At 37.1% G+C, this 25,747-nt stretch carries 20 protein-coding genes; 8 read left to right on the top strand and 12 right to left on the bottom strand.

Features of this window, described 5'->3' with window-relative positions:
• Positions 1 to 35 precede the first annotated feature (35 nt).
• Together FHT21_RS13005 and smc are read right to left on the bottom strand one after the other, a co-directional pair.
• A complete protein-coding gene (locus tag FHT21_RS13005; protein WP_167295075.1) occupies positions 36 to 1,010 on the bottom strand; it encodes a M28 family peptidase in 975 nt (324 codons plus the stop codon).
• Between the two features lie 296 nt (positions 1,011 to 1,306).
• Positions 1,307 to 4,846, bottom strand: a complete 3,540-nt coding sequence (smc, locus tag FHT21_RS13000) for a chromosome segregation protein SMC (RefSeq protein WP_167295074.1) — start codon at positions 4,844 to 4,846, stop codon at positions 1,307 to 1,309.
• 315 nt (positions 4,847 to 5,161) lie between these two features.
• Between smc and FHT21_RS12995 the strand changes: the two genes are divergently transcribed.
• The gene (locus FHT21_RS12995) at positions 5,162 to 5,947 is read left to right on the top strand and encodes an NIPSNAP family protein (RefSeq protein WP_167295073.1); all 786 of its coding nucleotides are present in this window, start codon (positions 5,162 to 5,164) and stop codon (positions 5,945 to 5,947) included.
• Between the two features lie 96 nt (positions 5,948 to 6,043).
• Here FHT21_RS12995 and FHT21_RS12990 read toward each other — a convergent pair whose 3' ends face one another.
• On the bottom strand, positions 6,044 to 8,347 hold the full coding sequence (locus FHT21_RS12990) for a UvrD-helicase domain-containing protein (protein ID WP_167295573.1): 2,304 nt from the start codon (positions 8,345 to 8,347) through the stop codon (positions 6,044 to 6,046).
• Between the two features lie 184 nt (positions 8,348 to 8,531).
• Here FHT21_RS12990 and FHT21_RS12985 point away from each other — a divergent pair, with 184 nt between their 5' ends.
• Positions 8,532 to 8,768: a hypothetical protein gene (locus FHT21_RS12985; RefSeq protein WP_167295072.1), complete on the top strand. Its 237-nt coding sequence runs from the start codon at positions 8,532 to 8,534 to the stop codon at positions 8,766 to 8,768.
• 427 nt (positions 8,769 to 9,195) lie between these two features.
• Complete coding sequence (locus tag FHT21_RS12980; RefSeq protein WP_167295071.1) at positions 9,196 to 9,519, top strand: DUF493 family protein; 324 nt, start codon at positions 9,196 to 9,198, stop codon at positions 9,517 to 9,519.
• Between the two features lie 411 nt (positions 9,520 to 9,930).
• Here the strand turns inward: FHT21_RS12980 and FHT21_RS12975 are convergent, their stop codons facing one another.
• Positions 9,931 to 10,284 (bottom strand): helix-turn-helix domain-containing protein, encoded by a 354-nt coding sequence (locus FHT21_RS12975; protein WP_167295070.1) that lies wholly within the window; start codon positions 10,282 to 10,284, stop codon positions 9,931 to 9,933.
• Positions 10,285 to 10,362: 78 nt separating this feature from the next.
• Here FHT21_RS12975 and FHT21_RS12970 point away from each other — a divergent pair, with 78 nt between their 5' ends.
• On the top strand, positions 10,363 to 11,250 hold the full coding sequence (locus FHT21_RS12970; protein WP_243853989.1) for an NmrA family NAD(P)-binding protein: 888 nt from the start codon (positions 10,363 to 10,365) through the stop codon (positions 11,248 to 11,250).
• A gap of 48 nt (positions 11,251 to 11,298) precedes the next feature.
• On the opposite strand, the gene FHT21_RS12965 is transcribed toward FHT21_RS12970, so the two are convergent.
• From FHT21_RS12965 to FHT21_RS12955, 3 genes are read right to left on the bottom strand one after another with little or no spacing between them, the layout of a single operon-like run.
• The gene (locus tag FHT21_RS12965) at positions 11,299 to 12,804 is read right to left on the bottom strand and encodes a PH domain-containing protein (protein ID WP_167295069.1); all 1,506 of its coding nucleotides are present in this window, start codon (positions 12,802 to 12,804) and stop codon (positions 11,299 to 11,301) included.
• Entirely contained in the window at positions 12,797 to 13,351 is a 555-nt protein-coding gene (locus tag FHT21_RS12960; RefSeq protein ID WP_167295068.1) for a PH domain-containing protein, read from the bottom strand. The genes FHT21_RS12965 and FHT21_RS12960 overlap by 8 nt, the downstream gene beginning before the upstream one ends.
• Positions 13,352 to 13,406: 55 nt before the next feature.
• Positions 13,407 to 14,387 carry an SGNH/GDSL hydrolase family protein gene (locus FHT21_RS12955; protein ID WP_167295067.1) on the bottom strand — a complete coding sequence of 327 codons (981 nt, stop codon included), beginning with the start codon at positions 14,385 to 14,387 and terminating at the stop codon, positions 13,407 to 13,409.
• A gap of 291 nt (positions 14,388 to 14,678) precedes the next feature.
• Here FHT21_RS12955 and FHT21_RS12950 point away from each other — a divergent pair, with 291 nt between their 5' ends.
• Positions 14,679 to 16,049, top strand: coding sequence for a dipeptidase (locus FHT21_RS12950; RefSeq protein WP_167295066.1), 1,371 nt, complete (start codon positions 14,679 to 14,681; stop codon positions 16,047 to 16,049).
• A 176-nt stretch (positions 16,050 to 16,225) separates the two neighbouring features.
• On the opposite strand, the gene FHT21_RS12945 is transcribed toward FHT21_RS12950, so the two are convergent.
• Positions 16,226 to 16,477 (bottom strand): hypothetical protein, encoded by a 252-nt coding sequence (locus FHT21_RS12945; RefSeq protein ID WP_167295065.1) that lies wholly within the window; start codon positions 16,475 to 16,477, stop codon positions 16,226 to 16,228.
• A gap of 59 nt (positions 16,478 to 16,536) precedes the next feature.
• On the opposite strand from FHT21_RS12945, the gene FHT21_RS12940 reads away from it, so the two are divergent.
• Positions 16,537 to 17,517, top strand: a complete 981-nt coding sequence (locus tag FHT21_RS12940) for a glycoside hydrolase family 43 protein (protein ID WP_167295064.1) — start codon at positions 16,537 to 16,539, stop codon at positions 17,515 to 17,517.
• A 20-nt stretch (positions 17,518 to 17,537) separates the two neighbouring features.
• Here the strand turns inward: FHT21_RS12940 and FHT21_RS12935 are convergent, their stop codons facing one another.
• Positions 17,538 to 18,785, bottom strand: coding sequence for an MFS transporter (locus tag FHT21_RS12935; protein ID WP_167295063.1), 1,248 nt, complete (start codon positions 18,783 to 18,785; stop codon positions 17,538 to 17,540).
• Positions 18,786 to 18,925: 140 nt separating this feature from the next.
• Here FHT21_RS12935 and FHT21_RS12930 point away from each other — a divergent pair, with 140 nt between their 5' ends.
• Entirely contained in the window at positions 18,926 to 19,822 is an 897-nt protein-coding gene (locus FHT21_RS12930) for a glycoside hydrolase family 25 protein (RefSeq protein ID WP_167295062.1), read from the top strand.
• Between the two features lie 194 nt (positions 19,823 to 20,016).
• On the opposite strand, the gene FHT21_RS12925 is transcribed toward FHT21_RS12930, so the two are convergent.
• On the bottom strand, positions 20,017 to 21,114 hold the full coding sequence (locus FHT21_RS12925; protein ID WP_167295061.1) for a dipeptide epimerase: 1,098 nt from the start codon (positions 21,112 to 21,114) through the stop codon (positions 20,017 to 20,019).
• Between the two features lie 131 nt (positions 21,115 to 21,245).
• Between FHT21_RS12925 and FHT21_RS12920 the strand changes: the two genes are divergently transcribed.
• Positions 21,246 to 23,261 (top strand): thioredoxin domain-containing protein, encoded by a 2,016-nt coding sequence (locus FHT21_RS12920; RefSeq protein ID WP_167295060.1) that lies wholly within the window; start codon positions 21,246 to 21,248, stop codon positions 23,259 to 23,261.
• A 61-nt stretch (positions 23,262 to 23,322) separates the two neighbouring features.
• Here the strand turns inward: FHT21_RS12920 and FHT21_RS12915 are convergent, their stop codons facing one another.
• The gene (locus FHT21_RS12915) at positions 23,323 to 23,598 is read right to left on the bottom strand and encodes a hypothetical protein (RefSeq protein WP_167295059.1); all 276 of its coding nucleotides are present in this window, start codon (positions 23,596 to 23,598) and stop codon (positions 23,323 to 23,325) included.
• 405 nt (positions 23,599 to 24,003) lie between these two features.
• Positions 24,004 to 25,542: a P-loop NTPase fold protein gene (locus FHT21_RS12910; RefSeq protein WP_167295058.1), complete on the bottom strand. Its 1,539-nt coding sequence runs from the start codon at positions 25,540 to 25,542 to the stop codon at positions 24,004 to 24,006.
• Positions 25,543 to 25,747 lie beyond the last annotated feature (205 nt).

Below are 25,747 nucleotides of genomic sequence, written 5' to 3'. Positions count from 1 at the left end.
ATGGGGGCAGGTTTAAATTTTTATGAATCAGTTTTTTAAAATTTTTCCGATTTTCTTGGATTGTCCATCATAATCATTTTATCTTTTAACAACTGTTGTAAGCCGGTTTGTTTGTCGATACTTTTTACAACATCTAATACCGCACTTGCTGCATTGCTGAAAAACTGTTTCGTTATTGTGGAGTATTCGTCTGTAGGTTTATGGTAATCTTTATGATCTTCTACACCAAAATATAAGAATGGGATATTTTTAGCATTAAATGCGCCCTGGTCGCTTTGGTTTGTCCAATCATCGTGACCTTGTTTTGGATCATCGTGGCCAAAAAGTAATTTGATATTGGTTTTAGTGGTATCAACATATTTTTTTAAATCAGGATATTTGAAAGTTCCACATACATAAAGTTCGCCTTTATCGCTATGGCTGATCATATCCATATTCAGATCAATGGCAATAGTGTTAATGGGTACTGGTGGATTGCCAACAAATGCCTTTGCACCCTGTAAGCCCATTTCCTCCGCATCGAAAGCCGCGAAGATGATCGTGTTATTCGGTTTGTTTTTAGCAAAATAGGCGGCAATTTTTAATAATCCTGCAGTTCCTGAGGCATTATCGTCAGCACCATTGTAAACTTCGTCTTTTACTACGCCTAAATGGTCGTAATGGGCTGATACTACAATGGCATTGTTACCTTTTCCGGGAATGTAACCAATAATGTTGGTTCCGTTTACTTTAGTGCTGTTTCTGCTATTAAAGGTAAATTCCTGGGCATAGTTTACATGTTGTGGATAGGATTTTAAACCCAGTTTCTGAAAACGTGCGATAATATAAGCCCGCGCCATTTCTGCACCTTTGGTACCTGTTTTCCGGCCCTGATAAGCATCTGAAGACAGCACTTCTACATCTTTAAGCAATTGGGTATCGAGCTTTTCGCTACTAGTTGTACTTTGGTTCTTTACTGATGAACAGCAGCTTAGCATCATGGCTAAGGGAATAATATAAAGGATTTTCATGAATAATAAGTATTGTTGTCATTGCTTTTTGCCTCACAACGACGTATTGTTTAAATTTTCTAAAGATATTAATTATTGGCGTATAGAAAGGAAAACGTTGTTAAAAGCACTGTATTGCGTTTATAAACCTGATGGCAACGGCAGACCGAGCTTTTCCGCGAGGCTACAGTGTACAGCAGGACACAAGGCCGCCAAAAGTTGTTGCTTTAATTTACAAATTGGAATAGTGATCAGAAAATAGCTCTTCCGTATTTTGCAGGTTTAGTTTTAGTCTTTCCCCCTTTATCTTTACCCTTTTACGCTGCTACTTCCCTTAAATCTACCGCTACCACCCTCGAAACACCTTGTTCTACCATGGTTACCCCATAAATGATATCGGTACTGGCAATGGTCCGTTTGTTGTGCGATACGATGATAAACTGCGATTGATCAGAGAATTTACGGATAATATTATTGAATTTATCGATGTTGGTATCATCCAATGGGGCATCAACCTCATCGAAAATACAGAAAGGAGCAGGCTTTAACAGGTAAAGTGAAAACAACAGGGCCGTAGCCGTTAATGTTTTTTCTCCACCAGATAACTGATTGATAGATAAAGGCCTTTTCCCTTTCGGACGGGCAACAATATCTATATCAGCCTCTAAAGGATTATTGATGTCTGATAAAATCAGGTCGCAGCTATCTTCTTCATTAAATAAAGAGCGGAAAACCACAATAAAGTGCTCACGGGCCTGGGTAAAGGCCTGCATAAATTTATCTTTAGCCGTATCGTCTATCTCTTTAATAGTTTGTAAAAGATCGGTTTTGGCTGCATTAAGATCCTTTTTTTGATTCTGGATAAAAGTATAACGCTCTTCCATTTCTTTAAAGGCCTCCATTGCCATAGAATTAATGGCACCAAATTCGTCGAGCTGGCGTTTCATTCGCTCTACCTTTTGGCGCAGATCGAACTCGCTTTCTAAAGCTTCAATTTCGGTATCTGTTTCTAAAAGATCATTGATATCGATGTTGAATTCGACGGCTAATCGCTCTTTTAAGGCATTTAGATCTATCTTTAATGCATTCTTTTTATCCTTGATTTCTGTTAATAAGAAATCAGTTTCTTCTCGGGTTTTACGGATATTGGTCAGGTCGTTTTCAACTTCGTTTATGCTCCCCTTGCTCGTGAAATAAGCTTGTTCGGCTTCAGCAAGTCCCTTTTCCATCTCTTCACGCTGTTGATACATTTCTAAAAGTGTATCGTCGTTCAGATCAGTATGCTGTAAGGTTGCCGTAATTTGGGTCAGTGTTTCCTGTAATTCTTTATCGTTTTGGGCAATGCGCTTATTTAAAGCTTCTTCCTGTACAAAACGGTAATCCAAATCTTTTTCTAAGCCTGATAATTTATTTTGTTGTTGGTGGAAACGGATATTATCCTGGTTATATTTGCCTGCACTTTCGTTTACCTGGTCGGCAATTTCCTGGTAATTTAGTTGTTGTTCCTGCAGATTAACATGCGCTTCTTGCTGGTCTTTTTGCAATTGAACCAATGCTGGCAATTTTTCAGATAAGGCTTTTTCTATCGATACGATCTTTTGGGCAATATCTGTTTTACGGTTTTCGCTGGTGGTAATAAACTCCTGGTACTGATCGCGGCGGGTTTGCACAGAAATATGCTCGTTGTTTAAACGGTTCATTTCTTGTTGCAAAGTATTAATTTGATTGATTTTTGAAGCCTCTTTCAGGTTAAATATATTCTCTGTTTCTGCTTTAATTGCAGCATCGTACTGGTTAATCAGCGATTCGGACGCTTTGATTTCTTTTGCCAGATTTTCTAAATTCCTGGCGCGGCCAATTCTTTTACCTTCAAATAAACCTACCGATCCACCTGCCAAAGTGAATTTGGTTTGGGCATATTTTCCGTTTTTAGCCAAAATAGTTAAGCTTTCGGTTGGCGTGGCTTTAAATAAATTCTCTTGTTCAGCTACTGCGATGTACACATTTTGTAAAAGCAGGTTGCAAAGATGCTGGTATTTTTTGTCGACCTCTATTACTGATAAAGCTGAAATAAGCCCTTCGTGAGTGCCAATAACAGGGTTTTTATCAGGAACATTCTCTAAAATAAAAAAGTTTGCCCTGCCACGACTGGCATCAGTTAAGAGGTTAATGGCCTGAACTGCATCTGCATACTGATCAACAACGTAGTGATTCATTACCGGTTCCAGGTAATTTTCTATCGCTATGCGGTAATCTTCGTTACAGAATAAAATATCAGAAAGGAGCAAGGCACTTTTAGCAAAGGCATTATTTTTCTTTAAAAAACGGATCGATTCAGGGAAACCTTCCAGGCTGTCTACCAAAGATTTTGTGAGGTTATACTCGTTCTGTTTGGCATCTTTTTTACGGTTTTCGGACGTAAGTTTTTCTTTGTTCGCACTCAGGTTGATTTCTGAAGCGGCTAATTTCTCTTTTAAGATTTCTTCAGCTTCGGTTAGGTTTTTAATATTGGCTTGCTTTTCTCTTACCTGAATATCAAGTTCGGCCAAAGCATGATCGAAAGCCTTTAATTCTAACGTTTTGGTTTCGGTATCATCAACATTCCGGTTGGTTTCCTGCACCAGTGCATCTTTTTGGATATTCAGAATATCGATTTCTTTTTGCGACTGGTATACTTGGTTTTGCAACTCGTTAACCGATTTGATCAGGTTGTCAATCCTGTTTTTCTCGGTCTGCTGCTGCTCGCGTAAAGTATCAAGCGTAGATTTTAAGCTTTTTAAATCAGATTCCAACCGGTTAAAAATCTCCGTTTCTGTTAAAACCTCTTCGTTTAACCGTTTGATGTTGTATTTAATGTGGTTAACCTGGTTTTTATCTTTTTCTAGCTCGCCAGATAAACGTGTTTCTTTTTCCTGTAAAAAACGCATCTGCTCGTTTTTTACTTTTTTCTCACTCTCGTAAGCACGGATTTTGGAAACAAACTCGTTTGTAGCCTTTTGTTGTATGGAAAGGTTCTTTTCCTGACTGATACTGCCTAGTTTAAGTTTTTGCAGTTCGGCTTCTCCGGTATCTATTTTAGTACTAAGTTCCGTACGGTTTACCAGCTGATTTTGCTCCTGGGTTTCTAAAGCATTTAAGTCGGTACGGAAGAAGGCAATGCGGTGCGTAGCCAATTGAACACTCAATTCGCGGTATTGCTCTTTTAACTTATAATAACGTTCAGCTTTACGCGCTTGATTTTCTAAGGTTTTAAGGTTTTTTTCGATTTCGAAAAGTAAATCCTCAACCCGTTCTAAATCGGCTTCTGTGTCTTTTAACTTGCTAAAAGTCTGTTTTTTACGTAATTTGTATTTAGAAATTCCTGATGCTTCTTCAAACAGCGACCTCCGGCTATGCTCTTTGTTGGTTATAATTTCATCAACCATCTTCAGCTCAATAATCGAATAACTATCGGAGCCGATACCGGTATCCAGAAAAAGGTCGGTAATGTCTTTTAACCTACATTGAACATCGTTTAAGCGGTACTCACTATCGCCATTTCTATAGAGTTTACGGGTTACGGTAACCTGCGAATAGGCGGTAGGAAGGATGTTTTTTGTATTATCAAAGCTTAATGAAACCTCAGCAAGCTGTGCCTGTTTACGGTTTTTTGTTCCATTGAAAATGATGTTTTCCATCTTTTCTGAACGAAGTGCTTTGGTACTCTGTTCGCCCAAAACCCAGCGCATGGCATCGATTACGTTTGATTTTCCACAACCATTAGGGCCAACAATAGCGGTAACACCCTCATTAAAATTGATGGTCACTTTATCGCCAAAGCTCTTAAAACCTTTAATTTCTAACCTAGTAAGTTGCATGGTTTGTAATCGGGAGAACCGACTCCAATAATAAGGATAATTTTGTGGTTTTTCAAGACCTCAGCTGTTGATAGGGAGAAATAAAATAGCTACTGTAACCTGAAGATATCAAAAAAATGCTGTTTGACCTTTTCAGAAAACTCCAGGGCACAACATTTACCATCTTCTATGGCTCAGCACAGAACATAAGCATGGTTTACAGCTTAATTTCTAGCGATATGAGACCAGAATCAATAAATTACTTTCGGATTCATAATTAGTTACGGTCATAATTATTTATCTTCAAAAGCATTTAATCTAAAATAATAATCAACCATGAAACGCAGAAAATTTCTCCAATCTTCACTTACAGTTGCTGCAGGCGTTGCTGTATCCACTATTCCTGCAATGGCAGCCGACAAATTTCGTGCGCCACAAAAAGAAATATACGAATGGCGCGAATATGAAACTCGCTTTGGTTCAGATCAGACGCAGCTGGAAAATTATTTTAAAACAGCACTTATTCCTGCATTGAATAAATATGGAGTAGCAGCAGTTGGCGTTTTTAAGGAATGGAGTCCATCAGAGCCAGCTAAATTTTATTTGCTTATGACTTACCCATCTTTGGATGACTATTTTTCTGTGAAAATAAAGATAAAAGCAGATGCAGATTATATTAAAAATAGCGCAGCATATCATAGCATACCAGCTGATAAAGCCTTGTATAGCCGCTTTACCTCTTCTTTGATGCTTGCTTTTGATGGTTGGCCTAAAATCGTCATCCCTTCAAATGGCCCTCGCATCTTTGAATTAAGAACCTATGAAGGCTACAGTGAAGATGCTGTAAGAAGAAAAATTAAAATGTTTAATGATGGAGAGTTCCCCATTTTTAAAAGAGCGAAATTGAATCCAGTTTTCTGTGGAGAAGTAATTGCCGGCGATAAATTACCCCGACTTACTTATATGGTTACATGCAACAACATGGAAGAACGTAATAAAGGATGGGCTGCTTTTGTAGCTGATCCCCAATGGAAAAGACTAGTATCTGATCCCCAATATGCAAATACGATTTCTAAAATTAGCAATACCTTTTTAGTTCCTACACCATATTCGCAGGTGTAAAAGCTGTAAGTAAAAGAGGGTGTCTGATAAGATTAAAACCCTCTTTTATTCTTTCGTCACTGTGACATATAGTTATGATCGAAAGTTATCGATCTGCTATTTTACAATCATCAGTTTTGCAAATTTAAGGAGTAATTGTTTGTTGCCTAAACCCTGGAAGAATACTGTAGCCTTAACATCAGGCAAGGCTCCTTCTAAACTGATAATTTTTCCAAAGCCAAATTTTTCGTGCTCAACTTCCATACCGCCTTGAAATTCATGTGGTTGAGATGGGGTAAAGCCAGGTGTTGGTACGTGTGCTTTTGCCAGGAGCGATGTTGTTTTCGGACGAGCTGGCGGGGCAGAGGTAGTAGCGCCGACCGCTGGTTTTGGTTTGCTAAAGAAATCACGCGGCTGCGAAGTCCATGTTTTGCGGTCATCATCAAAATTACCTTCAAAACTGTTCGACTTGGCTGGTTTTACATCCAATTCTAAAAATTTCGGATTAATTTCGTTAATGAAACGGCTTGGTTCGCAGTTGGTTAAGGTTCCCCAGCGGTAGCGTGAAGTGGCATATGTAAGTGTCAGCTTTACTTCGGCACGGGTAATGGCCACATAAAATAAACGGCGCTCTTCCTCTAAATCAGTGCGGTTGGTTAACGACATTTGTGATGGGAACAAGTTTTCTTCCAATCCTACGATAAACACGTTTTTAAACTCCAAACCTTTGGCCGAGTGGATCGTCATTAAAGAAACGGTATCCTTATTTTTGTCCCCATCCTTATCATCGTTGGTTAAAAGCGCAACATCCTGCATAAAGATATCCAGCCCTTTTTCTTCAATGTCTTCGCGCTCCGCAAACTCTTTAATACCGTTTAATAATTCTTGAATATTTTCGTATCTCGCACGTCCTTCAACACTGTCATCGGTATATAATTCTTTTAAAATACCAGCATGCTGGGCAATAAACAAAGCGGTATCGTAAGCATCTAACTTTTTAGCCTCTGCCTGGAAGCTTTGCACCATTGTTGCAAAATCGTTCAATTGATTGGCTAAACGCCCGTCTACATATTCGTGTGCATTCGAAATTACATCCCACATGGTTTTTCCATGCTGATCTGCCGCAACAATAATTTTATCAATCGAGGTATCGCCAATACCACGCTTAGGGTAATTAATTACGCGTTTTATAGCCTCTTCATCCTTCGGATTAAAAGTTAAACGGAAATACGCAATTAAATCTTTAATCTCTTTACGTTGGTAGAAAGATTGACCGCCATATATCCTGTAGGGGATATTTAGCTTGCGTAAACCTTCCTCCATCGCCCTGCTTTGCGCATTGGTACGGTATAAAATGGCAAAATCGTTGTGTTGATATCCTTTTGTACTTCGCTCCTGAATAATGGCTTCGGCAACTAATTTGCCCTCTTCGTTATCGGTAAAAGCCCGCGAAACCTTAATGCGGTCGCCGGGTTCATTATCCGAGAAAACGTTTTTTTCGAGCTGGTTTTTGTTGTTGGCAATAATACTGCTCGCTGCATCAACAATATTTTGGGTAGAGCGGTAATTTTGTTCTAATTTATAAACCTTTAAATCAGGATAATCGCGTTCAAAATTTAAAATATTCTGGATGTTTGCACCACGGAACGCGTAAATACTCTGTGCATCATCACCTACCACACAAATATTCTGATAAGCCGCAGCCAGTTTTTTCACAATGGTATACTGCGAAAAATTGGTATCCTGATACTCATCCACCATCAGGTACCTGAATTTCTGTTGGTATTTGTTTAAAACATCAGGATGTTCTTTTAACAGGATATTGGTTTTGAACAATAAATCGTCGAAATCCATTGCACCCGCTCTAAAACAGCGTTTGGCATAAGTTTCGTAAATCTGACCAATCAAAGGGCGTTTGTTCTGAATATCTTCCGCCTGTATCTGGTCGTTAGCTTGATATTCGCCCCAGGAAATTAAATTATTTTTGGCTGATGAAATTCTATTAAAAACAAAGTTCGCGGCGTATAATTTATCATCCAGCTGCATTTCTTTCAAAATGGCACGGATTACACTTTTACTGTCATCGGTATCATAAATGGTAAAATTGCTCGGATAACCTATTTTCTCGGCTTCTACCCGTAAAATTTTTGCAAAAACAGAGTGAAAAGTACCCATCCAGATGTTCTTTGCCTCTGCACCAACCACTTTACTGATACGCTCACGCATATCTTTACTCGCTTTATTGGTAAAGGTTAGCACCAGAATGTTAAATGGATCGGTACCAGTTTGAATGAGGTGGGCTACACGAAAGGTAATTACCCTGGTTTTGCCCGAACCAGCACCTGCAACAATCATTACCGGTCCTTTTGTGTTCTCTACTGCTGCTCTTTGTTGTGGGTTTAATCCTGCTAAATAATCCAAATCGGCTCCTGTTTTTTTGAGGTTCAAAAATAACAATTCCTATCGCTTTTTGCCAAAGTTGTTAGTAATTAGTTAAAAACCAAAAGTAATATTTTATCGTTCGTCATTCTGAACTTGATTCAGAATCCCTCACGCCGTTAGACTTGTTGAAATTTATAGCCTAACATGGTAAAAAGAACTTGTTTTGATTGATTTTGAGAAAAGCTACATCCGTATTTCATTGGTTTCGTTAGTCCTTTGCTTTGCTCATACTGCTGCAGGCATTGCCCACAAGGCCGGTATCCGCTTCGCCAAGGTTTATGTAAATTGGGTTTGTGCTACTATTGAGGGATTAAAACCCATAGCCTATTTTATCGTTCGTCATTCTGAACTTGTTTCAGAATCCCTCATGCCGTTAGACTTGTTGAAACTTATAGCCTAACATGGTAAAAAGAATTTGTTTTGATTGATTTTGAGGAAAGCTTCATCCGTATTTCATCGGCTTTGGTAGTCCTTTGCTTTGCTCATACTGCTGCAGGCATGCCCACAAGGCCGGTATCCGCTTCGCGAAGGTTTATTTAATTGGGCTTGTGCTACTATTGAGGGTTTAAACCCACAGCTTTAATTTTATAGCTCGTCATTCTGAACTCGTTTTATTAGCTGTTCTTATTAATTTTTAGGTCTAATAGCTACTTCGTGGTCAGAAGCTATCCTGCATATTTGTTTGAGAATAAAAGGCAAACCTATAGGGCATTAGCCATTCGTCCCTTCCATTCGCTCAATATGGCGGTATTTTAATTAAAATAAACGTTTATTCTGTCAGAATTGCACCTTGTTTATTTGGGTATAGAATTTGATATACTTTCGTTATGGAAGAGAAAAGAATAAATAAGGATATTGAATTTACTGATATCCCTGATGGAGCAAATACAGATATTTACGCCAATTTAAAAGAGAAACTGGAAAGTGTTGAGCAGTTTCCAGGTATTTATAATTTTAAATTTATTATCACTGGCGGACTAGATAAAATACAAGATTTACGTGCCATTTTACCTGATGATGAGTTTATTGAACATGCCTCAAAAACAGGGAAATATGTTTCAATTACGGTAAAAAAGCATGTGCAAAATGCTGATGAAGTGATAGCTGTTTATAAGCAAGTAGGTAACATCAAAGGAATTATGATACTGTAGGCGCTCCTGCATATTTAAAATAATTTTCTTTTGGTTTTTAGAAAAGCTAGATTCATATTTCATTTGAGGCTGCTTTTGTACCTACGCTGTTCGTAAACCTGATGGCAGCAGCAGCACCGAAGCATGAGGGCTACAGCGAACAGCAGGACTGCAATCTCCAATGAAAAACCGTCCTTTCATTTTCAACCAATAAAAAATATTTCGTCTATTTATCGACTAATTTTCTTTTCGGAGCGGAATACCTGTGAAGGTAATCAAATTGGTTCACGTGTTTCGCTTCGTCTTGTCTTCTTACCGCAGGGGTAATGCTTCACTAAGGTTTATATCATTATTTTCTGCTTCTATTTAGGGTTTAACACCTATCTATATATTTATTCGTCATTTGATTGCCCAGATGAGTACATATGATGGTTAAACAGAGCCATTTTTAATGGCCCAATCTACCATCGAATCTAATACCTGAAATAGATCCTGTCCCGATTTTGTGAGGCTGTACGTAACTATAGGCGGAATAATGGCTTGCGCATCTCGATGAACAAGGTCATCATTTTGCAATTGCTTTAAGTGCTGTATAAGCATTTTCTCCGTAATCTGTGGTATCGCACGTTTTAACTCACTGTAACGTTTTGGCCCACTCATTAAATGAAAAATAATAATCGGCTTCCAATAACCGCCAATTTTCTCCATTACAAAAGTAACAGGACAGCTGGTTAATGCTACACCTTTATTAAAATTACGGGTCGAACTCTCTTTAATCGCTGTCATGGTTACATACTTTGGGGTAAGTACTTGTATAAAAGTATGTACAAATATAGCTTTGTATACAATATTTAAAAACAAAAAATGATGAAAATAACATTAACAGGATCAACAGGTAATATTACAAAGCCGCTAGCCGAAATATTGGTGGCTAAAGGCCATGAAGTAAAAATTATTAGCAGTAACGCTGGTAGAGTTGAAGAAATTAAATCGCTGGGCGCAATACCATTAATTGGTAGTGTAAGCGATATTGAATTTTTAAAGGATGCTTTCACTGGAGCTGATGCCATCTACACCATGGTGCCGCCGAATTTTGCAGCACCAAATTTCAGAGCATATATTAAGGGTATCGGCGAAAATTATGCTGCTGCTATAAAGGACTCGGGGGTTAAAAAAGTGGTGAACTTAAGTAGTGTAGGTGCAGATCTGCCAGATGGAACTGGTCCGATTGCCGGCTTGCATGATGTAGAAAATATTTTTGCTGCATTAAATGAGGTGGATGTAAAACATTTGCGTGCCGGTTATTTTTACATTAACTTTTTAGCTAACATTGATATGGTTAAGCATGCAAATATATTGGGATCTAATTTTGGTTCCGATGCAAAACTTGTTTTGGTGCACCCCCGTAACATTGCTGAAGTAGCTGCTGAAGTATTAGCAAGTGATTTTACAGGTAAAACCATACAGTATGTAGCCAGTGAGGATGAAAGTACGCCGGCAGATGTTGCAAAAGTATTAGGTACTGCAATTGGTAAACCAGAATTGCCATGGATAGAATTTAGCGATGAAGATGCATTTAACGGAATGGTAGGAGCCGGTTTACCTGAAGAAATAGCCAAAAACTATGTAGAAATGGGCGATGCGATCAGGAGCAATAAACTTTTTGTAGATTATTATAAAAACAGACCTATTTTAGGTAGCATTAAGCTTAAAGATTTTGCTGCTGAGTTTGCTGCTGCATATGATAATTAATTAAGCAATAACAGTTGTTCTGGTTAGCAGCCGGGACAACTGTATGGTTCACATCCAATCTCCATTTCCGCTTTCTACCTGATACAGCCAGTAATTTACCAATTGTTTAATTTCGGTATAATTGCCATATTTAAAGTGAATCTGACCTGCAGCTGTATGTAAAGTGAGGTGGCCAACATCCACGCCTTTGTGCCAAGGATACTGAAAAGTGGTAATGGCCTGAATCTTATTTGGCACTACAATTTCATTCGAAATATCCCAAATTCCGCTGGTTTTGATAATGAAATCTTGACTTACGGAAATCCGATGTCGGCGGTAGCTGATATAAATCATCAAAGTGCCAACTATAAAATAAACAATTGATGCAGTGATGTAAGGTTTAACCTCGGGGATATTAAACGCAATGATTAAAAATGCCGCAACTGGTAAAATCAGTTTAAAGAAAATCGGTAAATTCAAAAAACGCCAGTCAGGGATAAATATTTTTGATTTCAAAGGTGTTTGGCCCAATATCATTTTTAACAATTCATCCCGTTCACCAGCATTACATCCAGGGATTTCTAAAGTGTTTCCCTGTATTTCATGCCCTTTTTTACTTTGGCCAAAATGAGCCTGCTTTAAACTCATGTTTAGCAGATTCATCTTTTTCTGAAAGTAATTCTGACTGTATTTTGTAATCTGGACTTTATTTGGGCTAATCAGTGTATTTTTCTTTGCAATCAGTCCTGAAGAGAGTAACAGTGTGTTTTTATGCTCACTAATTTCTAGTTCGAAATATTTGTAAAAGGTTCTAACCAGGTTAATAATTAACAGTACAATTAAAAGGCATGCAATTAAGATAAAAACTGTAACAATGGTTAACATACCCGTTACTGTGCTCTGAATTTCATCTTTATTAATTTTAAAAGCATCAAGCAACTGCCTTCCCTCGTAAATAACCGTGTAAAAAAAAGCAGCAAGTAAAGCCAAACTTTGTCCGTAATTAGAGGTTAGTCCAACTTTAAACAAAGTCCAGGCACTTATTTTTAAAAAAGGTGCTTCCTCTGTCTTGCCATTTTCCTGCTCAATTTCCGATTGTGTTTCAATTGCTGCTTTTCCATTTAATAAATGTTCTTTAAGGTCGTAAGCCGAAGTTTCGTCAATAGCTCTTATGCTTACTTCTTCTCCATGAGTACCGGCAGTATCGATTTTTAACCCATAAACACCAATAATTTTCTGCAGAATATTCTGGTTAATGTTGACCTGCTGTATTTTATCGAGTTGAATAATGACCTGGTCGCGATTGAATATCCCCTTATTCACCACAAATTCCTGTTTTTCTTTATCTAGAAAGAATGTGAATTTTAAGTACCATAAATAGGCGAATATAAAACTGAATACAACGATAGCAGAAATGCCTAATATGAGATAGGCAAAAGAAGTGCTCGACATTTTTACAAATGCGATAACGAATAAGAAAAAACTCGCTTTACCAATTTTTAGCATGGTATGAGCGCCCATTATAATAATACCAAAGGCCGATTCGCGCTGTGGTTTGCTAAAATCGTTATTCATTAAGATTCAATTCAGTTGTTGGGTTTTCAAGCAGGTCTAGTTTTTTCAACAGCAGATCTCTAATACGCTTTGCTTCGTCAATTGCGATGCCCGAAATATGGATATGCCCGGTTTGGCCACCTGCGGTAAATAGCTGTAGCGATCCCAGTTTATATATTCTGGAAAAAATCCCTTCATTTAATTCAATATGCTGAATCCTGTTTAAAGGAACAATTGTTGTCGATTCGGCAATAATCCCACTCTTATATATTACATCGTGTGTGCGGACAGCATAGCCCCGTTTCTTAAAGCTGGCGCGATAGAGTAGCAAAAAGATGGCTAGGAAAAACAAATAAAGCGGGATAATCCATTTTGCGTTTGGTTTTAGTTCATCAATAAAAAATAGGAGTATACCAATAGTTATTCCCAGCAGGCCAAAAAAGATCAACAGATTAATACAGATGATTTTCCAATAATCGGGATGTGGCCTGCTTAACTGAAGGTCTTCGTATTTGGGAAGAAGATCAAGATCAATAACTTCATTGGTGAAAACGGTTTCAGTAGTCATGGTTAAAGATATAAAACATATTAATCTATAAATAGACTCATGTTTAAATCTTTTGTTACCTCGCTACAATAAACTTTTTTGCAGAATTGTATTGACCAGAATCGGAAGAGATTTTGAAGAAATAAATACCAGGAACAAAAGTAGAGGTATTGATTTCTAAAGTGTGTTTTCCTGTATTAAGGTATTCGTTTACTACTGTTTTAATCAATCGGCCCATTAAATCGTAAATCTGCACATTAATCTTATCTGTTTCTGGCAAAACGATATCAATAAACGTTTGCATTGCTGCAGGGTTTGGGTAATTCTGAGTAACGGTAAACTTCAAAAATTTATCAAAAATGGCTTTATTAATAGTGTCGAAAATAACATAGCTCACCAATCTATAGCCGCGTGCATTTGGATGAAATGCATCCTGATAAAGTGAAAAATCACGTCTCATTGCCGCATTTACATCAGCTAAATATATTTTATACTCTGTTGCTAATTTTTTGTATGCCGTATTAAGGTTCTTGATATTGGTATTTACAGCAACATAACCTTTAATGGTCCTATCATCAACAAACTGAAGCGTACACAAAATCGGGATTAATTTCTGTTTAAGGCTCGCTGTAATCAAAACGCGCATATTAGCTACGGTTTCAGCTACACTTCCTTTGCCGGCAGCAATCGAAACAGCATCATTAATTCCCATATCAATCACAATAAAGCCGGTTCTATTGGCTATTGCGTTATCAATTCTGAGCAATCCCTGAAAAGTAGTCTGGCCCCCAATACCATGATTGGTAATATCCACTATCTTGTTCGTATAACAATTTAAAAAATTGTTCTGGAGCATGGTTTGAAAACCAAGACCTTTTACGCCTTCTACCGTACTGGCTCCAAAGGTTACAATATTTATACTGTCTTTAGAATAATATTGTGCTGCTTCCGGGCAACTTACACGAGTTGGGGGTTGAGTTGTACCTTGAGCGAACAAAGAAATGCGGGCAACAAGAAGCAGCAGCAGATATAGAAAAACTTTTGCGCTAAACTTCATTGTTAAAATTCTTTCGTACAGGATTAAGGATATCTGTTATTCGCGCAATTTACAAAAAAGTAAATATAAATAAGGTTATGTCATTTTTTTTTACAACATTAAAACATTTTTTTGTATCTATTAAAAGACAGTTTTAAGTTTTAAGATAACACATTGATTTAGAGTTTTAAAATTTAATTAAACGCATTACGATCTGACGATAAGCAAAGTTTTATGCCTATGTGGGATAATTTAACGGTTTACTGTGCCTTTTATTTGGTAAAGCCTATATTTGCTCAAACTAATTTTGTTATGCAAGAGATTAAAAAATACGTAGAAACGCACAAACAACGTTTTTTAGATGAGTTGTTTGAGTTATTGCGTTTTCCATCGGTTAGTGCCGATCCTAAATATAAAGGCGATGTTTTAAAAACTGCCGATTATGTTGCACAGAAATTAAAGGATGCAGGTGCTGATCAGGTAGAAATTTGCCCAACCGCAGGATATCCTATTGTTTATGGCGAAAAAATTATAGATGCTTCTTTACCAACTGTTTTAATATATGGTCATTACGATGTTCAACCGGCAGATCCATTAGAACTTTGGCATACACCACCTTTTGAGCCCACTGTACGCGATGGCAAAATTTATGCCCGTGGTGCCTGCGATGATAAGGGACAGTTTTATATGCATGTAAAAGCATTCGAACTGATGATGGAAACCAACACGCTGGCCTGCAACGTTAAATTTATGATCGAAGGTGAAGAGGAAGTAGGTTCTGCTAATCTGGGTATTTTTGTAAATGCAAATGCCGAGCGTTTAAAAGCCGATGTGGTTTTAATTTCTGATACTTCGATGATTAGCATGGAGCATCCATCAATAGAAACCGGTTTACGCGGTTTAGCTTACATGGAAGTAGAAGTAGTTGGTCCGAACCGCGATTTACACTCAGGCGTTTATGGTGGGGCAGTAGCCAATCCGGCAACTATCCTTTGTAAAATGATTGCTTCTTTACATGATGAAAATAACCACATTACCATTCCTGCTTTTTACGATAAAGTTGTAGAATTATCAGATGAAGAGAAAAAAGCCTTAAATTCTGCACCTTATGATGAAGCAGAATATAAAAAGGATCTTGATATTGAAGAAGTTTGGGGTGAGAAAGGTTATACGACGCTGGAGCGCACGGGTACCCGCCCAACTTTGGAAGTAAACGGAATTTGGAGCGGTTATATTGGCGAGGGCGCAAAAACCGTATTACCTAGTAAAGCCAATGCAAAAATTTCTATGCGTTTGGTTCCGCACCAGAGCTCAGAAGAAATTGCTGAGATTTTTACCAAACATTTCGAAAGCATTGCACCTAAAAATGTAAAGGTAAAAGTTACGCCTCACCATGGTGGCGAACCAGTAGTTACCCCAACTGATAGTATTGCGTACCAGGCAGCCGAAAAGGCAATTGAAGATAGTTTTGGTAAAAAAGCTATTCCAACACGTGGTGGTGGCAGTATTCCTATTGTAGCGCTGTTCGAAGATGTATTGGGTATTAAATCGGTGCTTTTTGGCTTCGGTTTAGATAGTGATGCACTACACTCTCCTAATGAGAAATATGATATTTACAATTATTATAAAGGAATAGAAACATTGCCGCTATTCCATAAATATTTCGCTGAGCTGAGCAAATAGAGACGCTTAATTTGTCAATCTGAGCGGAGTCGAAGACCATCCCTGCCTATTTATATAAGCAGGGATTTTTTATGAAAGTAAATCTTGATTTTTTTGAAAATGAGCGGTTTGTTTTTCATAGGTACTATAGTCCCGCCACCGCTTATAGTCCTCATTTCGTTGCACTTCATTCCGGGCTATTTAGCTTTGTCGGGTTTATTTAACAGCGGCTGGTTCTTCGAAGCGGAGCCTGTTCCTGGCATTTGCTTTAAAACGCTAATAGCATCGCTATCCCTGCCATCTAAACCCGATCTGAGTGGATGCTCCCGATTCTTCATCGGAGCAGGAACGGGAGCGGGGCTATCGAAACCGATAAGCATTGCAGTTGCTTTCCAAAAACTCTTCTTAAATTTGAAACTCAGTGTTCTTTGCGCCTTTTCTTCGCGCATTTTGCGGTTAAACCTTTCCTCAAATTTTTAAACCACAGATTTTTTTCTAAATTGTACCCATGAAATACCTATTCTCATCTCTTTTACTTTTATCTGGACTTACTTCTTTAGCTCAAGATACTAAAACGATTAATCAGTCTGGAAATCCAATATTTCAAGGTTGGTACGCAGACCCTGATGCTGCTATTTTTAACAATAAGTATTGGGTTTATCCTACTTATTCGGCCAGGTATAAAGAACAGGTTTTTTTAGATGCCTTTTCATCAGACGACTTGGTGAAATGGAAAAAACACCCGCATATTCTAGATACTGCCGCTGTAAAATGGGCCAACAAAGCCATGTGGGCTCCTGCAATTGTTCAAAAAGATAAAAAATATTACCTGTTTTTTGGTGCCAACGATATTCAGAGTGATAAAGAAATTGGTGGAATTGGCGTAGCCGTTGCCGATAAACCAGAGGGGCCATATAAAGACCATTTAGGGAAACCTTTAGTAGATAAATTCCATAATGGCGCCCAACCTATTGATCAGTTTGTGTTTAAAGATAAAGATGGCCAGTATTATTTAATTTATGGTGGCTGGAAACACTGCAATATTGCAAAGTTGAATAAAGATTTTACTGGCTTTTTGCCTTTTGAAGATGGTACAACTTTTAAAGAAATTACACCTGATAACTATGTAGAAGGGCCATATATGTTCATTAGAAATGGTAAATATTATTTTATGTGGAGCGAGGGTGGCTGGACTGGTCCCGATTACTCAGTAGCTTATGCTGTTGGCGATTCGCCTTTCGGTCCGTTTAAGCGGATTGGCAAAATATTAAAGCAAGATGCGGCCATTGCTACAGGTGCAGGCCATCACTCTGTAATTATTAACGAGAAAAAAGGACAATATTACATTGTTTATCACCGTCGCCCATTAACCGAAACCGATGGCAATCATCGCGTAACCTGTATTGATGAAATGAAGTTTGACGCAGACGGTAACATTCTTCCTGTAAAAATTACCAACGAAGGTGTAAAAGCCCAGAAAGTTAAATAATTGCTGTTCGGCTGGAGGTTTTATTCAATTTCCAGCTGCACTTCAGTTTTTTGCAAAATAGTTTTTGCCTGCTTTTTATTCAATGTGTTAAACCCCCATGTGCATAATAAAAGCATTGCGGCAAGCCCCAGCCAAAGCCAGTTGTAGCCTAAGTTTTTAGCGATAAAGAAGCCAAACAATGGGCCAACAACCTGCGCACACGACCAACTCAAGGTATAACCTGCGGCATATAAACCTCTGTTATGTTCGTTACTTCTGCTAATTACGATGGTGTTTATAAAAGGTAAGGTGAGCATCTCTCCGCAGGTAAAAACTACAATGGTAAGTACTGCTGCAACAATATGGAAACTAACGGGGGCACTTAAAATAATGTACGAAATTGAAAATAGAACCGCACCAACAATAATAAAAAACATTGGCGATCTTTTGGCTTCAATCTTGTTGATCATGATCATTTCAAACAAAGCGATTACAGCCCCATTGATACCTATAATAATTCCAATTTGAAATTCATCAATATGCCATTGTTCCTTAAAAAATACCGGAACAACCCTAAACATTAAGAAAGCACAGGTAATAAAAACAGTAGTAAGCAGAATGAACTTTACGTAGAAAACATCTTCCCATGGTTTTATAATAACCATGTTGCTGGCGTTTTCTTTAGCCTTTTTAATAAAATCTTTTACTTGTGGCAAAAACGATAAGATTAATAAACCAACAATAATGCTTACCCCACCTTCAACAATAAACAAAAGCTTATAATTAATTGAAGCAATAATTCCTGCTAAACTAATACCTACAGACCAACCGATGTTTACTGCAAGTCTGTTTAAAGAGTACGATCTTGTTATAGCCCCTTCTGCAGCGTAGTGTGCAACCGCCGTGAAATTCGCAGGACGGAATGCCTCAGAAAAAAAGCTGATAACAACAGTTAAAATGCATAGACTGTAAAAGTGAGTAATGGTAGAAAATAGGATGAAAAGTAAACCGCCTACTATCGACGAGAGGATCTGTACCGGGCGGAAACCAATCATGTCGGTCAATTTTCCTCCTGTTGCCGAACCCAGAATTGATCCTACGCCAAATAAGGTGATAATCAAACCAGCTTCCATTTCCGAGCGGTGTAAACTTTGGGTAACATATAAGCCCATAAACGGAACGGCCATACTTCCACATCTATTAAACATCATTACAATACTTAAAAGCCAGGTTTCTTTGCTTAATCCGCTGAATGATGTTTTATAGGTGTTGAAAATAAGTTTAAACATGGTGTATTTAGATGCAGTAAAAATAGCAAAAGCCAGATATTAATTAATCATCTGAATTCAATATCCGCTTGTTAGATTAAAAAATATGAGCAAAGAATATCCCATAATTTTTTACAAATTTGCATCCGGAAACCAATCAAATGCCGCCAGAGAAAAGAACCCCAATCAACAAAAGCCCAGTTGCCAGAAAACCTGCCGTTAGGAAACCTGCAGCCAGAAAATCCGCAACGGGCAGAAAAAAGAAAGGTGGTATTTCGGTTCAACTTAAATTGGTTATTGCAGGTTTATTGTTGGTTTTACTCTCCCCATTTTATTACGGTTATGTTTTAAGAAGTTTTGTGGCTACCTGGCGCTGGGTTAAAGATTGGGGGCAAGACCCAAATTACAGAACCTACGAAAGTTTTAACATCAAAATACCCAAAAAATATACTATTCATGGTATTGATGTTTCTTATTACCAGGGTAAAATAAACTGGCAAAAGGTAAAGGAAATGAAAGAAGATGAGGTCAGTATCCGTTTTGCCTTTATCAAAGCCACAGAGGGATTAATGCTGGTTGATCCTTATTTTCAACGCAATTGGCGCGAAGCCCCAAAAGCAGGGATTATTTGCGGTGCATATCATTTTTTCAGACCAAAAAAAGACGGTAAAACGCAGGCTAAATTTTTCTTACAGGTAGTAAAAATCGAGAAAGGAGATTTACCTCCTGTTGTGGATATTGAATCTCTAGATGGCGTTTCTCCTTTGAAAATGAGGGCAGAACTGTCCGATTTTCTGAATTATGTAGAAATGAAAACCAAAGTTAGGCCGATTGTTTATACCGGGCTTAAATTTTATGAAGATTATTTAGTTGATCATTTTGATGATTATCCCTTATGGATCGCCCATTATTATCAACCAAAACTAAGGATGGATAAAAGCCGCTGGAAATTTTGGCAGCACTCTGATAAAGCCAAAATCAATGGCATTGGCCATGTGGTTGATTTTAATGCTTTTAATGGCGATAGTCTGGCGTTAGATAGATTGTTAGTTCATTAGTTATTGGTTTACAGTTTATTAGCTCATTAAGCATGATGCATAACCGTTTTCGTCATTGCGAGAAGGCTTTTCAGCCGACGAAGCAATCTGTTTAGTAGGCTCAATAGGTCGTTAGTCAATAATGAATCGGTGATTAGCTAATGGATAATTTAATCTCCTAAAGGCACCAGGCGGGAAACCAATAAACAACTGAACTAAACCGTCCAACTTTCGCATTCCGCTAAGAAAAATTCATCAGCTTCAGCGCCGATACCGATTTCTTCCGGAACATCAAGAAAGTAACCATTATAAGTGAGACCGCCAACAACCGGATCTACCAAATGCCCCAATAAAGCAGTATCGAGGTCGAAGAATTCAACATTCGGACTGGCATAAGCAAAATGGAGATTCGCACTTAAGGCAATCCTGGTTTCGAGCATACTTCCAATCATACATTTTACGCCCCGTTGTAAGGCTTCTTCATGAATTTTTTGTGCTTCTAAAATACCTCCGGATTTCGAAAATTTAATGTTTAAATAAGTGGTAGATTGGCTATTGATCAGTTTACGGGCGTCGTGATGGCTGTAACAGCTTTCGTCGGCCATGAGCTTAATCGGCGAATTTACATTCAGCTCTGGTAATTGATCATCATACCAGGTGCGCATAGGTTGCTCACAAAATTCGATATCGTATTTTTCTAACTCGCCTAAAGCAAATAAAGCATCATCAAAACTCCAGCCCTGATTGGCATCCAGGCGTAAAATCAAATCTTCACCTACTGCCTCGCGGATATGTTTTACCCTTTCTATATCATCATGCACTTTTTTGCCCAGCTTAATCTTTAGAATACGGCAACCCTGGCTTTTATATTTCAACGCTGTAGCAGCCATTCCCTCTGGTGTGTCGATACCAATGGTCATATCAGTTTCTATGGTGCGTTTGGTTCCGCCAAGAAATTTATACAGTGGTAATTTTACATTTTTGGCCGCAATATCAAATAATGCCATATCAAAAGCGCTTTTAATAGTATTGTTATGATCGGCATAACCCAATAAATCATTCATTCGCTCTGGAATCTCTAAAGGATCTTTACCCTTTAAAATGGCAGCGAAGTCTTTAGCCATCGCAATACAGGTTTCCTGTGTCTCGCCTACAATCATCGGGAAAGCAGAACATTCTCCAATGCCGTGAATACCGGTATCGGTATAAATCCTTACTAATACATTCTGGGCAAAATGCATGGTTCCGGTTGCAATCACAAAAGGTTCCATTGGTATGCTAAAGCGGTATATTTCGGTATGGGTGATTTTCATTTGTTGTAAGCCTAGATTTCCAACTAAAGTATAAAAACAAAAACTAAATAGAAACAGGTTTGTAGATTATTAATAGATTTACACCTCAAATTAAAATTCCTCTTTCCCGCTTACATTTTACATTAGCAGCCATGTCTGATACCAATAACCTAATCCACGCTTCTTCACCATATTTGTTGCAACATGCTCATAATCCTGTTGATTGGTACGAATGGGGCGCAGAAGCGTTAGAAAAGGCAAAAACGGAAAATAAACTCATATTGGTGAGCATTGGCTATTCGGCCTGCCACTGGTGCCATGTAATGGAACGCGAAAGTTTCGAGAACCATGAAGTAGCTGAAGTGATGAACCGTCATTTTGTCTGCATTAAGGTTGATCGTGAGGAGCGGCCTGATATTGATCAGATTTATATGTATGCCATCCAGCTCATGACAGGTAGTGGAGGCTGGCCTTTAAACTGTATCTGCTTGCCCGATCAGCGTCCAATTTATGGCGGAACCTATTTTAGGAAAAACGATTGGATCAATATTCTCGAAAATGTTGCTGCACTTTGGGCAAATGAACCAGATAAGGCTATCCAATATGCTGAGCGGTTAACCTCGGGCATTAAAGACAGCGAAAAGATAATCCCTGCAGTTACTGCAGAAGCGTATACTCCTGAACATTTAACGGAAATTATAGATCCATGGAAACGCCATTTCGATATTGGTTACGGAGGTTATAACCGTGCACCAAAATTTCCTTTACCCAATAATTGGGTCTTTTTATTACGTTATGGCTTTTTAAAAGACGATGAATCTGTTTTTACAGTCGTTTGTCATACGCTCGAAGAAATGAGCAGAGGCGGTATTTACGATCAGATTGGGGGCGGCTTTGCCCGTTATTCTGTTGATGATAAATGGCACGTGCCACATTTCGAAAAGATGCTTTACGATAATGCACAATTGATCAGTTTATATGCAGAAGCTTATCAGTGTACCAAGTTCGATTCTTTTAAACAGACGGTTGTAGAAACCATAAATTGGGTTTCTGATGAGATGACTTCAGCAGATGGATTGTTTTATTCGGCACTTGATGCAGATAGCGAGGGGGTAGAGGGCAAATTTTACATCTGGGATAAAGCAGAATTCGACCAGGTTTTGGGAGAAGATGCTCAATTGATTGGTGCTTATTACAACATTACCGAAGAAGGTAACTGGGAAGAAGAACAAATGAATATCCTACGTAAAACGATCAGCGATGACGATTTACTTGCTAAATTTAACATTACAGCAGAGGTGCTTTATGATAAGGTGAACTTAGCTAAAGAAAAATTATTGGCAGCCCGTAGCAAAAGAATCAGGCCGGGTTTGGATGATAAATGTTTAACTGCCTGGAATGGTTTGATGATTAAAGCTTTGGCAGATGCAGCAGAAGTATTAAATCATCAATCATATTACGAAAAAGCCTCAACGGCGGCCAATTTTATTTTAAACCACTTAAAATCAGAAAATGGAAGCTTATATCGCAATTATAAAAACGGAAAGGCGTCTATTACGGGCTTTTTAGATGATTATGCCTTTTTTATTGAAGCGCTGATTGCCTTGTACGAAGCTGATTTTGATGAAAAATGGTTAGAAGAGGCAAAATCATTGACCGATTATGTTATCGCTAATTTTACGGATACAGATTCGCCAATGTTTTTTTATACCTCTGCAGAAAGCGAAGATTTAATTGCCCGCAAACATGAAGTGATGGATAATGTTATTCCGGCTTCAAACTCTACCATGGCGCAGAATTTAAAAAAACTGGGTTTGCTTTTTGATGTAGAAGAATATACCGAAAAAGCTTCAGAAATGCTTGCTACGGTTCATTCGAAGATTAAAAGCTATGGTTCTGCTTATTCAAATTGGGCCATTCAATTGTTAAACGAAATTTATGGCATAAACGAAATCGCTATTACTGGTTTAGAAACCGATCGTATTAAATTAGCATTAAGCGGACATTATATTCCGAACAAAATTACATTGGGTGGAACAAAAAGTAACCTACCGCTGTTAAAAGGTAAGCAAAGCAATGAAACAAAAGTTTATATTTGCCGAAATAAAGTATGCCAGTTGCCGGTTAACACTGTTGAGGACGCATTAGAACTGATGCATATAGTATAACACTATTGTTAAATGATTTTGTATAGGTTTTTAGTAAGACTCATTGGAATAATTACATTAGTCATCTTTTCTTTATTATATCCATCCATTGTGTGCCTTTTTTCTTAATTACACTATCACCGACTTCTATAGTATATAAGTCATCATACCACCTAATCCATTCTAAGTCAAAATCTTTGTTGTTTACTGTAATTATTTTATATTGCCCCGAGGGTGGTGTAACTTTTTGAACTAGCCCATTAAACTCATAATTTGTCGTTTTTAATGCATCATAAGCAGATAAGAGCCAATAGCAACAAAAAATGAATAGAGCACCGCAGAATAAATACTTTTTCATCGCATGAGATTAATATTTATACTCCCTTTGTGTTTTTATCATATTTAAGTCGTTATTTTTTAAATATAATTGAAAATGATTATTCATAAAAATCTATGGTTCATTTCCTTATCATAAATTAAATAAAGGAAAGTTCCCACTATCCGATAGTGGATAATTGAAAACACTCATAATATCCTTATCCATTATATAAAATATCAGATTTATATAAAAATTTTAGTGCTAAATTTGGTCCTAATGCAAAAAATAACGTTCCTTTTCTGAACAATCAACACATCTTTTTTATTAGGTAAATAATAACTTTTCTTTGTCCATCAATATTTAAATGGACTATAGCCAGCTCAATAATATTAGCTGAAATAAAGTATGCCAATTGCCGATAAGTATGGTTGTTGAGTCTAAAGATTAATCACTTATAAAATGACTTGATAAGCATTTGTTAAGGGCCAATTCAATTATATGATATGGATTGGGTTTAGATAAAGCGCTCTCTGCAGCCTGATTGTTATGTGATGTATTATTAATTACCGCCTTGATAAAATGAAAAGATGTAAAGTCATACATAAAACTTTCTTTAACCTTATATTCTAAATAAATTGCATTCTCAAATTCATTATTTATTTTGACAAAGTGACTTTTTTCATCATTATGGCGATAATTCTTTTCGTCTAAATTCTCGATGAAAAATGGTATTGAATAGCTTATTAATAGATTTTCCCAGTTTAGAAATTTATAATCTGACTTTACTTCATAGTTAGATTCAAATTTTGATGATAAGATGTGAATCGAGCTTATAAAATCTTCAATTCTTGGGAAAAACTGTTGCATCAAGTGACACATGACCAAAAGTGGAAACTGTACTGGTAAAAATTCGCGATGACCAATTCTAATTTTATCTATTGGTAATGAGTATTTATTAAATTTTTGAAAATGCCTTGCCCTTAATAAGTCATTATCTATCATTTTATTACTAAGGCTAACTACAGAATGAAAAAAATCGGAATTTGTGCCATAGATAGTTATATAGGAATTGTCACTGAGATCTTCAATACCTTTTTCATCTGGGCTTTTTAAAAGATAAGAGTTCACCTTATCTTTTAAAAAGGTTTTATGATTAAAAAAGAAAGGCTTGTGTGAATAGAATTTATCAATATATCCATCAAAATTGGATTTTAAACCATATCTGTGTTGAAACATAAATTCTAAATTCTTCAAATCACAAACAAAAATGATTTTATCAAATCCAAATTTGTTAAAGTCTCTTCTGCTATCATGGTGAGCAGTGAAAATATTAAATAACCGAAATATCTGATCTGGATCTAAACGATCTAGATCATCAATTACCAAAACAAACTCTTTTCCTATTGTCTTTTCCTTAATTCTTATTAGAAAATCATTTATTAAAATCGTTATGTCATCATTCTCTCTTATAGAACCTTTTTTGTTTTCAAATCCTTCCATGTAAGATAATAACAGACTTCTTTCATCTACACTTAACTCTTTCTTGTAATCGTGAAATTGTGATGCGATGTTTTTTGAGGCTTCTAAGACGCCTAATATTTGTTCAGCGTCAATACTGCTATTTTTCATAATAGATTTCACTAACGGCATTAAGTCTATTCTGTTAGTTAAAAAACTTTGTGCGATTAACAGGTTTGAGAAGTCATTGATTTGTAATTCTAAGAGCTTCGAATATTTTTCGAATAGCGAATCTATAATATCGTATTTAATAATTTCAAATATATCCTCGTTTGAACTTACTGAATAATCTACTGGATATAGCGTTATATCTAGAAAATCTTCATTCTCTTTGAAGTACTCAGTTAGGAAAAATGATTTCCCGGATCCGAAAGATGCGGTAAATAGAATTCGTTTATTATTATATTGTTTTAGGTGTTTGTCAAAATCAGATTTAACAGTTGAGTTGTCAATTAGAATATTCATTTTTAAATATAATTACAAATGTTGAACTAAAGAAAGTACCAGTAGTCCTAATATCTATTAGTGCTAGTTTTCGAACTATAAACAAATTTCAATTTCTGTTTGACAACAATTAAACACTTTTTTTGTTAAACTAATAATTAGGTTATCTTTGCGCTACGAGCATAAAATCAAGTTAAAAGATATTTGCCGAAATAAAGTATGCCAG

It is taken from the genome of Pedobacter sp. SG908, assembly GCF_011759615.1.
GTDB lineage: Bacteria > Bacteroidota > Bacteroidia > Sphingobacteriales > Sphingobacteriaceae > Pedobacter > Pedobacter riviphilus.
The sequence above is the reverse complement of the archived record's forward strand: the minus strand, read 5'-3'. Positions and strand labels throughout refer to the sequence as shown.

What these genes read in the sequence shown, in the direction of transcription:
- FHT21_RS12975 (WP_167295070.1), bottom strand. Translation starts at nt 10,284, where the DNA reads ATGACAGCGATTAAAGAGAGTTCGACCCGTAATTTTAATAAAGGTGTA.
- smc (WP_167295074.1), bottom strand. Translation starts at nt 4,846, where the DNA reads ATGCAACTTACTAGGTTAGAAATTAAAGGTTTTAAGAGCTTTGGCGAT.
- FHT21_RS12960 (WP_167295068.1), bottom strand. Translation starts at nt 13,351, where the DNA reads ATGACTACTGAAACCGTTTTCACCAATGAAGTTATTGATCTTGATCTT.
- FHT21_RS12945 (WP_167295065.1), bottom strand. Translation starts at nt 16,477, where the DNA reads ATGCGCGAAGAAAAGGCGCAAAGAACACTGAGTTTCAAATTTAAGAAG.
- FHT21_RS12910 (WP_167295058.1), bottom strand. Translation starts at nt 25,542, where the DNA reads ATGAATATTCTAATTGACAACTCAACTGTTAAATCTGATTTTGACAAA.
- FHT21_RS12920 (WP_167295060.1), top strand. Translation starts at nt 21,246, where the DNA reads ATGTCTGATACCAATAACCTAATCCACGCTTCTTCACCATATTTGTTG.
- FHT21_RS12970 (WP_243853989.1), top strand. Translation starts at nt 10,363, where the DNA reads ATGATGAAAATAACATTAACAGGATCAACAGGTAATATTACAAAGCCG.
- FHT21_RS12940 (WP_167295064.1), top strand. Translation starts at nt 16,537, where the DNA reads ATGAAATACCTATTCTCATCTCTTTTACTTTTATCTGGACTTACTTCT.
- FHT21_RS12925 (WP_167295061.1), bottom strand. Translation starts at nt 21,114, where the DNA reads ATGAAAATCACCCATACCGAAATATACCGCTTTAGCATACCAATGGAA.
- FHT21_RS13005 (WP_167295075.1), bottom strand. Translation starts at nt 1,010, where the DNA reads ATGAAAATCCTTTATATTATTCCCTTAGCCATGATGCTAAGCTGCTGT.
- FHT21_RS12930 (WP_167295062.1), top strand. Translation starts at nt 18,926, where the DNA reads ATGCCGCCAGAGAAAAGAACCCCAATCAACAAAAGCCCAGTTGCCAGA.
- FHT21_RS12955 (WP_167295067.1), bottom strand. Translation starts at nt 14,387, where the DNA reads ATGAAGTTTAGCGCAAAAGTTTTTCTATATCTGCTGCTGCTTCTTGTT.
- FHT21_RS12980 (WP_167295071.1), top strand. Translation starts at nt 9,196, where the DNA reads ATGGAAGAGAAAAGAATAAATAAGGATATTGAATTTACTGATATCCCT.
- FHT21_RS12915 (WP_167295059.1), bottom strand. Translation starts at nt 23,598, where the DNA reads ATGAAAAAGTATTTATTCTGCGGTGCTCTATTCATTTTTTGTTGCTAT.
- FHT21_RS12935 (WP_167295063.1), bottom strand. Translation starts at nt 18,785, where the DNA reads ATGTTTAAACTTATTTTCAACACCTATAAAACATCATTCAGCGGATTA.
- FHT21_RS12950 (WP_167295066.1), top strand. Translation starts at nt 14,679, where the DNA reads ATGCAAGAGATTAAAAAATACGTAGAAACGCACAAACAACGTTTTTTA.
- FHT21_RS12965 (WP_167295069.1), bottom strand. Translation starts at nt 12,804, where the DNA reads ATGAATAACGATTTTAGCAAACCACAGCGCGAATCGGCCTTTGGTATT.
- FHT21_RS12995 (WP_167295073.1), top strand. Translation starts at nt 5,162, where the DNA reads ATGAAACGCAGAAAATTTCTCCAATCTTCACTTACAGTTGCTGCAGGC.